Source organism: Streptomyces sp. NPDC088246, from assembly GCF_044741025.1.
In the GTDB taxonomy this organism is placed as follows: Bacteria; Actinomycetota; Actinomycetes; order Streptomycetales; family Streptomycetaceae; genus Streptomyces.
On sequence record NZ_JBIURV010000063.1, the window covers coordinates 23,512 to 33,879 of the forward strand.

The 10,368-nt window shown below is 68.5% G+C and carries 6 protein-coding genes; 5 read left to right on the forward strand and 1 reads right to left on the reverse strand.

Annotated features, from left to right (window positions below; genetic code table 11):
• Nucleotides 1-376: 376 nt before the first annotated feature.
• The 4 genes from rhaI to ACIPEK_RS40715 all read left to right on the forward strand — a co-directional run bounded on the left by rhaI (nt 377) and on the right by ACIPEK_RS40715 (nt 6,697).
• Entirely contained in the window at nt 377-1,543 is a 1,167-nt protein-coding gene (gene rhaI / locus ACIPEK_RS40700; RefSeq protein ID WP_402007178.1) for an L-rhamnose isomerase, read from the forward strand.
• A 68-nt stretch (nt 1,544-1,611) separates the two neighbouring features.
• The gene (locus tag ACIPEK_RS40705) at nt 1,612-3,657 is read left to right on the forward strand and encodes a bifunctional aldolase/short-chain dehydrogenase (RefSeq protein WP_402007180.1); all 2,046 of its coding nucleotides are present in this window, start codon (nt 1,612-1,614) and stop codon (nt 3,655-3,657) included.
• A gap of 16 nt (nt 3,658-3,673) precedes the next feature.
• The gene (locus ACIPEK_RS40710; protein ID WP_402007182.1) at nt 3,674-5,152 is read left to right on the forward strand and encodes a rhamnulokinase family protein; all 1,479 of its coding nucleotides are present in this window, start codon (nt 3,674-3,676) and stop codon (nt 5,150-5,152) included.
• Between the two features lie 81 nt (nt 5,153-5,233).
• Nucleotides 5,234-6,697: an arabinose isomerase gene (locus tag ACIPEK_RS40715; RefSeq protein ID WP_402007184.1), complete on the forward strand. Its 1,464-nt coding sequence runs from the start codon at nt 5,234-5,236 to the stop codon at nt 6,695-6,697.
• A gap of 76 nt (nt 6,698-6,773) precedes the next feature.
• Here the strand turns inward: ACIPEK_RS40715 and ACIPEK_RS40720 are convergent, their stop codons facing one another.
• Nucleotides 6,774-7,847: an enoyl-CoA hydratase/isomerase family protein gene (locus ACIPEK_RS40720; RefSeq protein WP_402007186.1), complete on the reverse strand. Its 1,074-nt coding sequence runs from the start codon at nt 7,845-7,847 to the stop codon at nt 6,774-6,776.
• 243 nt (nt 7,848-8,090) lie between these two features.
• On the opposite strand from ACIPEK_RS40720, the gene ACIPEK_RS40725 reads away from it, so the two are divergent.
• Nucleotides 8,091-10,232: a SpoIIE family protein phosphatase gene (locus ACIPEK_RS40725; RefSeq protein ID WP_402007188.1), complete on the forward strand. Its 2,142-nt coding sequence runs from the start codon at nt 8,091-8,093 to the stop codon at nt 10,230-10,232.
• Nucleotides 10,233-10,368: the final 136 nt, after the last annotated feature.

Sequence of the window (10,368 nt, forward strand, 5' to 3'; positions counted from 1 at the left end):
CGGGCGGACCGGACCGAAAAGTCGCGGCCCGTCCGGCGGTCGGCGGTCACAGCCGTCCGTCGCCGCGCCGTCGCTCTTCACCTCGTCGCTCCGATGCGCCACCATGCTCTGAACGAGTCAGCGGGCAGGGCGCTCTCAGGAGCACCCCGAGCCCACTCGATGCCTGTCGGCCCGAACCCAATCGCTCGTCCCGTAGTCAGCCCTCTCCGCCAGTGCGCCCACCCCATCCATGGGGTGAATTGATTCAAGCCAGGAAGAGAATCATCTAGCCGCTTGACCGGAAGCTTGTGGCAGTCCTAGCGTACGGTCCAGCTGAAACGATTCATATCGTCCGAACGGCCACCGGTCGCTGGATGACTCCGCTTGCGAGGTATTCATGTCTGATGTGTCGGCCGTCAAGGCAGCTCTGAAGTCCCAGGTGATCGAGACACCCTCGTGGGGGTACGGGAACTCCGGGACGCGGTTCAAGGTGTTCGCACAGCCAGGAGTGCCGCGCGACCCGTTCGAGAAGCTGGAGGACGCGGCGCAGGTGAACGCGTTCACGGGTGTGGCACCGAAGGTTTCGTTGCACATCCCGTGGGACAAGGTCGAGGACTACTCAGCGCTGACCCGGCATGCCGAGGATCTCGGGCTGCGGATCGGTGCGATCAACTCCAATGTCTTCCAGGACGACGACTTCAAGCTGGGATCGGTCACACACCCTGACCCGAAGGTGCGCCGCAAGGCCACGGACCATCTGCTGGAGTGCGTCGACATCATGGACGAGACCGGGTCCCCCGATCTCAAGCTCTGGTTCTCCGACGGCACGAACTATCCCGGGCAGGACGACATCGTGGCCCGTCAGGACCGGCTCGCCGCGGCGCTGGCCGAGGTGTACGAGCGGCTGGGCGACGACCAGCGGATGCTGCTGGAGTACAAGCTGTTCGAGCCGGCGTTCTACACGACCGATGTGCCGGACTGGGGTACGGCCTACGCGCACTGCCTGAATCTCGGCCCGAAGGCTCAGGTGGTCGTGGACACCGGGCACCACGCGCCGGGTACCAACATCGAGTTCATCGTGGCGTTCCTGTTGCGTGCGGGAAAGCTCGGCGCGTTCGACTTCAACTCCCGGTTCTACGCCGACGACGATCTGATGGCCGGGGCCGCCGACCCGTTCCAGTTGTTCCGGATCATGCACGAGGTGGTCAAGAACGGGGGTATGAAGCCCGAGACGAACATCAACTTCATGCTCGACCAGTGCCACAACATCGAGGCGAAGATCCCTGCCGTGATCCGGTCGGTCGCCAATGTGCAGGAAGCCACCGCCAAGGCATTGCTGATCGATATGGACGCGCTGAGCGCCGCGCAGCAGTCCGGCGATGTGCTGGCCGCGAACGGTGTCCTGATGGACGCATACAACACCGATGTCCGTCCGCTGCTCGCCGAGGTGCGCGATGAGATCGGGCTGGCCAGGGATCCGTTCGCCGTATATCTGGCCTCGGGCAATCAGGAGCGGATCGCGGCCACCCGGGTCGGTGGCGAACAGGCCGGCTGGGGCGCCTGAGCCCCCGCCCCCTCCCCCGCACGCCCGTCCGACCGATTCAGCCCGGCCCCCGACACCGAAGGAATCTCATGACGTCCGCGACCCACGCCGAAGTCGCCGCACTCCTGGAGCGCGCCCACCGGATCGGCTCCGACGCCCGCAACACCAACTACGCAGGTGGCAATACATCGGTCAAGGCCACCGCCCCCGACCCGGTCACCGGCGGCGAGACCGAGCTGCTGTGGGTCAAGGGGTCCGGTGGAGATCTCGGCACGCTGACCGAGGCCGGTCTCGCCGTGCTGCGCCTGGACCGGGTGCGCGCGCTCAAGAACGTGTATCCGGGGTTGGAGCGCGAGGACGAGATGGTGTCGGCGTTCGACTACTGCCTGCACGGCAAGGGCGGCGCCGCTCCGTCCATCGACACGGCGATGCACGCACTGGTCGAGGCCGCGCATGTCGATCATCTGCATCCGGACTCGGGGATCGCGCTGGCGTGCTCCGCCGACGGTGAGAAACTCACGGCGGAGTGTTTCGGCGACAAGGTGGCCTGGGTGGGCTGGCGCAGGCCCGGGTTCCAGCTCGGTCTGGACATCGCCGCGGTCAAGGAGGCCAACCCACAGGCCGTCGGTGTGATCCTCGGCGGCCATGGCATCACGGCCTGGGGCGAGACGTCCGAGGAGTGCGAGCACAACGCGCTCTGGATGATCCGTACCGCTGAGGCATTCCTTCAGGAGCAGGGCAAGGCGGAGCCGTTCGGCCCCGTGTGGGCCGGCCGGGAGGCCTTCTCCGAGGAGCGGCGCCGGGAGCGAGCCGCCGCGCTCGCCCCGCTGATCCGCGGTCTGGCCTCAACCGACCGTCCGCAGGTGGGCCACTTCACCGACACGGAGCCCGTGCTGGACTTCCTCTCCCGCACCGAACACCCGCGGCTTGCCTCGCTCGGTACCTCGTGCCCCGACCATTTCCTTCGTACGAAGGTCAGCCCACTGGTCCTCGACCTGCCCGCGGACTCCCCACTGGACGAGGCTGCGACACGCCTGAAGGAACTGCACAGGAAGTACCGGGAGGCGTATCGCGCGTACTACGAGTGTCACGCAAGCCCCGACTCCCCCGCGATGCGCGGCGCGGACCCGGCAATCGTACTGGTGCCCGGAGTCGGCATGTTCTCCTTCGGCAAGGACAAGCAGACTGCCCGGGTCGCCGGGGAGTTCTACCTCAATGCCATCAATGTGATGCGCGGCGCCGAGGCCGTCTCCTCGTACGCGCCGATCGAGGAATCCGAGAGGTTCCGGATCGAGTACTGGGAGCTGGAGGAGGCCAAGCTGCGCCGGATGCCGAAGCCCAAGCCATTGGCCACCCGGGTGGCGCTGGTCACGGGTGCGGGGTCCGGTATCGGCAAGGCCATCGCGCACCGGCTGGTCGCGGAGGGGGCGTGTGTCGTCGTCGCGGACCTGAATGCGGAGAACGCTTCCTCGGTGGCGCAGGAGCTCGGCGGGCCCGACAAGGCTGTCGCGGTGACGGTCGACGTGACCAGTGAGGAGCAGATCGCCGGGGCGCTCAAGGCGGCGGTGCTCGCGTTCGGCGGTGTGGATCTCGTCGTGAACAATGCCGGGATCTCGATCTCTAAGCCGCTGCTCGAAACCACGGCCCGGGACTGGGATCTTCAGCACGACATCATGGCGCGCGGCTCGTTCCTGGTCTCGCGTGAGGCCGCCAGGGTGATGCGGGCGCAGAACCTCGGCGGCGACATCGTCTACATCGCGTCGAAGAACGCGGTGTTCGCGGGCCCGAACAACATCGCCTACTCGGCGACCAAGGCCGATCAGGCTCACCAGGTGCGACTGCTGGCGGCCGAGTTGGGCGAGCACGGGATCCGGGTGAACGGCATCAACCCCGACGGTGTGGTGCGCGGTTCGGGGATCTTCGCGGCCGGCTGGGGTGCCCAGCGTGCGGCAACGTACGGCATCGAGGAGGAGAAACTCGGCGAGTTCTACGCCCAGCGGACCCTCCTCAAGCGCGAGGTGCTCCCGGAGCACGTCGCGAACGCAGTCTTCGCACTGACCGGCGGGGACCTCACGCACACGACCGGTCTTCACATTCCCGTCGATGCCGGTGTGGCGGCGGCGTTCCTGCGATGACCCGGATGAGAGTGCCATGTCTGTGACGTCACCAAACGACGCGGCCTTCGCGGCCGTGGATCTCGGTGCCACCAGCGGCCGGGTGATCACCGGCCGGGCCGGTCCCGGGAAACTCGTGCTGACCGAAGCGCACCGCTTCCTCAATACCCCGGTCCGGCTGCCGGACGGGCTGCGGTGGGACGTGCTCGCCCTGTACCAAGGGATGCTGGACGGTCTGCGGGCCGCTGCGCGAAGCGGTCCGATCGCCTCGGTCGGCATCGATACCTGGGCGGTCGACTACGGCCTTCTCGATGCCGACGGGGCACTGCTCGGGCTGCCGTTCCACTACCGCGACAGCCGTAACGGCCAGGCAGTCGAACAAGTGCTGGCCGAATGCGGGGAGCAGGGGCTGTACTCCGTCAGCGGCTTGCAGCATCTGCCGTTCAATACGGTGTTCCAGCTCACCGCGCATCATACGAGTGCCCACTGGGGTGCGGCACGGACGATGCTGTTGATCCCCGATCTGCTGGTGCACTGGCTGACCGGAACGGTGGGCGCGGAAATCACCAACGCATCGACGACCGGCCTGTTCGATGCATCTGCCGGGACCTGGTCCGACGTGCTGATCGGCCGACTGGGTCTGGAGCGTTCCTGGTTTCCGCCGCTGCGTGAGCCGGGTAGCCCGGCGGGGACACTGTTGCCGCACGTTGCCGAGTACACCGGGCTGCCGGCCGGTACACCGGTGACGACCGTCGCTTCGCACGACACGGCGTCGGCGGTCGCCTCGGTGCCCGCCGCCGAGCCCGGATTCGCGTATGTGTCCTGTGGCACCTGGTCGTTGGCAGGTCTGGAACTGGCGGCCCCGGTGCTGACGGAGGAGTCCCGGGCGGCAAACTTCACCAATGAGCGCGGGGTGGACGGCACCATCCGTTATCTCCGCAACATCATGGGCATGTGGCTGCTGGAGGAGTGCCGCCGTGCCTGGGACCGGCAGGGTACGGCTCCGGGCCTGGCCGAACTGCTCGCAGAGGCGGCCCGTGCCCGGCCGTTCGCCGCGTTGATCGACCCCGACGACGAGACGTTCCTCGCTCCGGGTGACATGCCGTCGCGCATAGACGCCCATCTCGTACGGACCGGACAGAGACCGCCCGATACTCCCGGCGGGTATGTGCGGTGTGTGCTGGAGAGCCTGGCGCTGGCGCATCGCAGGACGCTGCGACAGGCCGCCCGTCTTGCGGGGCGGGAGCTGACCCGGATCCATCTCGTCGGCGGGGGTTCCCGCAACGAGCTGTTGTGCCAGTGGACCGCGGATGCCACCGGCCTCCCGGTCACGGCCGGTCCCGCCGAGGCGACCGCGCTCGGGAACGTACTGCTGCAGGCACGCGCCCAAGGCCTGGTCGGCGACCTCATGGACATGCGACGACTCGTCGCGCAGACGCAGAAATTGCGCCACTACACCCCTCAGGGAGATCAAGGGGCCTGGGACCGGGCTGCCGCAAGGCTGGAGCCGGCCTGAGTCCTGGACACCTCGACCGGGAACCCGGGCCCCCCTTCGTGGAAGCCCGGTTACTCGATGGATGACGAAGGAAGGAAACTCATGGCTGATGTATCTCCCGCCGTGCTCGACGGCGTGCTCGCCCGCACCACGCGTCGCCGCACCCGTGTCGGTCTGGTCTCCGGTGGACTCGGTGCGTACTGGCCGCAGTTCCCCGGCCTCCTCGGCCATCTGCAGGAATCGGCGCGCTTCGTGACCGGGCGGTTCGAGGAGATGGGCTGCGAGGTCGCCGACGCCGGCTTCATCTCCGACCCGCAGGAGGCCGCCAAGGCGGCTGAACAGCTGCGCAGGGCCGACTGCGACATCGTCGTGATGTTCCTGACGACATACCTCACGGCCTCGATCGTCCTGCCGATCGCCCAGCGCACCCACACTCCGGTGCTGGTCATCGACCTCCAGCCGACCGAGGCGATGGACCACCCGAACACCGACACGGGCAAGTGGCTGGCGTACTGCGGACAGTGCCCGCTGCCGGAGGTCGCCAATGTGTTCCGGCGAAGCGGCATCCCCTTCCGCTCCGTCTCCGGCCATCTGCACGACGAGAACGCCTGGAACCGGATCCGCCGCTGGATCTCGGCCGCGCAGGTGCGCGGCGCGATGCGCCACGGCCGGCACGGGCTGATGGGCCATCTCTACCCCGGGATGCTCGATGTCTCCACCGACATGACGCTGGTCTCCACCCAGTTCGGCGGACACGTCGAAGTCCTCGAATTCGACGACCTGCGGGTCCGGGTCGCCGCCGTGACGGACGAGGAGGCCGCCGAACGCGTTGCGCTCGCGCGTACGGTCTTCACCCTCGACGACTCCGTCGACGAGGACGATCTCGCCTGGGCCGCCCGGGTGTCGGTCGGACTCGACCGGCTCGTCGAGGACTTCGAGCTCGCCAGCCTCGCCTACTACCACCGCGGACTCGAGGGCGAGATCCACGAGCGGCTCGGCGCGGGCATGATCCTCGGCGCGTCGCTGCTGACCGCCCGAGGCGTCCCGATGGCCGGTGAGTACGAGTTGCGCACCAGCCTCGCCATGCTGATCGCCGACACCATCGGCGCCGGCGGCTCCTTCACCGAGCTCCAGGCCCTCAACTTCCGCGACCGGGTCGTCGAGATGGGCCACGACGGCCCCGCCCACCTCGCGATCAGCGCCAAGGATCCGCTGCTGCGCGGGCTGGGCGTGTACCACGGCAAACGCGGGTGGGGCGTCAGCGTCGAGTTCGACGTCAAACACGGTCCGGTCACCACGTTCGGTATCGGTCAGGAGGCGGACGGCACCTTTGCGTTCATCGCCTCCGAGGGCGAAGTCGTCCCGGGACCCCTGCTGGAGATCGGCAACACCACCTCCCGCGTCGACTTCGGCTTCGACCCCGGAGAGTGGACCGACGCCTGGTCCTCGACCGGCATCGGCCACCACTGGACTCTCTGCACCGGCCACCGCGCCAAGGACCTCAAGGCCGCGGCAGACCTCCTCGGCATCCCGTTCCGCACCGTCACCGGCCCCAACGACCTCTGAACCGGCCTCCGCAGTCCCGGTCCGTCTCAGTTCCGTCTTCGTCCGCGTCGGCCTGCCTCAGTCCGTATTCGTCAGATCAGTCCGTCGTCCGGGAGCCGGAGTCCAGGCCGAGTTCTCGGTCGCCCAGTGTGGCGAAGAAGAGCGCCACGTCGGCCTCGGAGACCTCGGCCAGATCCGCCGGGCTCCACCGGGGACTACGGTCCTTGTCAATGATCTGGGCACGCACGCCTTCCACCAGGTCGGGCCTGGTGAAGGCGGTGCACGAAGTCCGGTACTCCTGGTCGAGCACCGCCTCCAGGCTGTCGAGCCTGCGGGCCCTGCGCAGGGCGGAGAGTGTCACCTTGAGCGCGGTGGGCGACTTGGCCAGGATCGTCTCGGCGGCCTGCTTGGCGGCGGGGACACCGCTGTTGTCGAGGCGGTCGAGGATCTCCTCGACGGAGTCGGCCCGGTAGCACGAATCGATCCACTCGCGGTGCGCATCCAGTTCGCCGCCCGGGGCGGGCGAGGCGAACCTCCGCACCGTCTCCACGATCTCGGCAGCCGTACCGCAGGCGGCGAGGGCCCTGGTGAGCTCGGCGAGGCGCTGCGACGGTACGAAGTGGTCGGCGAGCCCGCACATCAGCGCATCACCCGCGCCCACCGCATCCGCGGTGAGCGCCAGATGGGTGCCGAGCTCACCGGGCGCGGCACCGAGCAGATACGTCCCGCCCACATCGGGGACGAAGCCGATGCCGGTCTCGGGCATGGCGATGCGCGAGCGTTCGGTGACGATCCGGATGTCGCCGTGGGCCGAGACACCGACGCCGCCGCCCATCACGATGCCGTCCATGATCACGACATACGGCTTGGGGAATCGGGCGATACGGGCGTTGAGCCGGTACTCGTCACGCCAGAAGTCCATCGATGCGCCGCCGCCCGCGCGGGCGTCCTCGTGGATCGAGCGGATGTCGCCGCCGGCACAGAGGCCGCGCTCCCCCGCCCCGGTGATCAGGACCGCGGTGACGGTGTCGTCGAGCTCGGCTTCGGCGAGTGCTCCGTCCATGCGCGCCACCATGGCGTGGTTCAGCGCGTTGAGGGCGCGCGGGCGGTTGAGCGTGATGTGCCGGATGCGTCCTTCGGTGTGCAGCAGGACGGGATCGTCTTGGTTCATGAATGCGCTCCGGTCAGCCCCTGTGCCGTATCGCCCGCCGATCGCGGACGATCTTCCGCTGCCATTCTGCGGGGCGGGTTTCGAGCTCGGGCAGCAGGGGTGCGGAGGCTGCCCGGAACGGCTCTCAGCCCGGTTTTTGCCGGGTTTCCGCTGTGGCAGCCTGCCGGAACCGGTTCGACAATTAAGACACCCCGTACGGGCCGTGCCGCCCGGCTGCCCCGCCGGAAGACATCCGGAGCAGGAATGACCGATTACGACCGGCAACCGAGCACATCCGTCCCGCCCCGCCTGCTGATCGAGAAGGCGCACAACGGCGAGACCGCGACGGCGCAGCGGCTTGCCATGAATCGGACGGGCAGTTTCGAGTGGGACATGGATGCCCACACGCTCGACATCGACGAAGCGGGCCTGCTGGTCTTCGGGCTGGACCCACTGACCTTCGACTCACGGCCCGAGTCCCTGGTGAAAAGGCTCGATCCTTCGGAGCGCACCAGACTCAATTTGGCAATCGACGAGGCGATCAAGGGTGGGCGCAGCTCGTACAGCGTGCACTTTCGGGTACCGCTCGACGACGGCAGGGACCAGTGGACCCATATCCAGGCGCGGATACTGCGCAGCGACGACGGCCGGGCGCACCGAGTCGTCGGGGTGGTACGGGACGCGACGGCGGAGGTCACTCATTCGGCCTTCGTGCGGGACCTGGAAAAACGGCGGCAGCGCCAGACCAGCATTGTTGAACGCACGACGAGCGCGTTGTCACATGCGGTGACCGTGGATGATGTGACCGCCGCGCTCACCGGACCGGGCGGGCTGGACCGACTCGGCGCGGACGGCCTCGCGCTCGGTCTGGTCGAGAACGCCACACTGAACGTCATCGCCCTGAGCGGCGACCCACTGGAGGCGATCGACGAGCTCGGATCCACGGGTCTGGACCAGAGGTACCCCCTGGCCGACACAATTCTCAGCGGCCGCCCCCGGTTCCTGACCTCGGTCCCGGGACTCATCCACCGCTATCCCGTGCTGACTCCCTACGCAGGGCGGCTGGCATTCCGGGCGGCCGCCTATCTGCCGCTCGTCGCCCAGGCGCGTTCCCTTGGCACCCTGGCGCTCTTCTACCGCGAAAACACGACTTTCAATGCCGATGAACGCAATCTGTGTCTGGGGCTGGCTGCCATCGTGGCCCAGTCCCTGCAGCGGGCGAAGCTCTTCGACGAGGAGCGCGAATTCGCCACGGGCCTCCAGTCGGCCATGCTGCCGCGGCGGGTCCAGGAGATCGAGGGTGGCGAAATAGCCGTGCGCTATCACGCGGCCTGGAGCGGACGCCAGGTCGGTGGTGACTGGTACGACGTGATCGCGCTGCCGATGAACCGCTTCGGCATCGTCGTGGGTGACGTGCAGGGCCATGACACGCATGCCGCCGCCATCATGGGCCAGTTGCGTATCGCCCTGCGCGCGTACGCCGGCGAGGGACACCATCCGTCGACGGTGCTGGCCCGGGCCTCGCGCTTCCTCGCCGAACTGGACACGGAACGCTTCGCGACGTGCACGTACGCCCAGGTCGATCTCGCCTCGGGGACCGTGCGTGTGGTGCGCGCCGGGCACTTCGGACCGCTGATCCGGCACATGGACGGTCGGGTCAGCAGCCCACAGGTGCGGGGCGGTCTGCCCCTGGGCATTTCGACCGACTTCGAGGACGAGGAGTTTCCGGAGACCCGTCTCGACCTGGTGCCGGGCGAAACCCTTGTCCTGTACACCGATGGACTTGTGGAAGAGCCGGGGGCCAATGTCGATACGGGCGTGCAGGCTCTGATCAACGAGGTCAGCGCGGGCCCTGCGGGCGCTCAGGCGCTGGCCGATCATCTGTCGGACCGGCTGTGGGAGCGTTGGGGTTCGGGGGACGATGTCGCCCTGCTGGTACTGCGGCGCAGCCCGGACCCTGGGTCGCCTCGGGCTCCGCGGTTGCACCAGTACATCCATCAGGCGGACCCGGAGGGGCTGTCCGACGCCCGCACCATCGTGCGCCAGGCCCTGACCGACTGGGACATGGCCGAATTCGCCGACGACGCCGAGCTGGTGACCGGGGAACTGCTGGTGAATGTACTTCTGCACACGGAAGGTGGCGCGGTACTCACTCTGGAGGTACTGCCTGAGCCCGTCCGGCGGGTACGGCTCTCGGTTCAGGACCGTTCAAGCATGTGGCCGAGACGTCGCAGCCCGGGCGAGACCGCGACATCGGGGCGAGGCCTGCTGCTCCTGGATGCCATCGCCGCCCGTTGGGGCATCGAGCCTCGCGGCGAAGGGAAAGCCGTCTGGTGCGAGATCGGTCCGTCGGCGCCGCCCACTTCCACTCCCCCGCTGCCGCCCGCGGAGCAGGAGCAGGTGTGACGAAAGCGCAGAGGGGTGGGGGGGGGCGCGGGGGGGGGGGCCCCCCCCCCCCCCCCGGGGGCGGGGGGGGGGGGGGGCCCCCCCCCCCCCGCGCCGGGGGGTGGGGGGCGGGGGGACCGAGCGGCCCCGCCCCCCG

What these genes read in the sequence shown, in the direction of transcription:
- rhaI (WP_402007178.1), top strand. Translation starts at nt 377, where the DNA reads ATGTCTGATGTGTCGGCCGTCAAGGCAGCTCTGAAGTCCCAGGTGATC.
- ACIPEK_RS40705 (WP_402007180.1), top strand. Translation starts at nt 1,612, where the DNA reads ATGACGTCCGCGACCCACGCCGAAGTCGCCGCACTCCTGGAGCGCGCC.
- ACIPEK_RS40710 (WP_402007182.1), top strand. Translation starts at nt 3,674, where the DNA reads ATGTCTGTGACGTCACCAAACGACGCGGCCTTCGCGGCCGTGGATCTC.
- ACIPEK_RS40715 (WP_402007184.1), top strand. Translation starts at nt 5,234, where the DNA reads ATGGCTGATGTATCTCCCGCCGTGCTCGACGGCGTGCTCGCCCGCACC.
- ACIPEK_RS40720 (WP_402007186.1), bottom strand. Translation starts at nt 7,847, where the DNA reads ATGAACCAAGACGATCCCGTCCTGCTGCACACCGAAGGACGCATCCGG.
- ACIPEK_RS40725 (WP_402007188.1), top strand. Translation starts at nt 8,091, where the DNA reads ATGACCGATTACGACCGGCAACCGAGCACATCCGTCCCGCCCCGCCTG.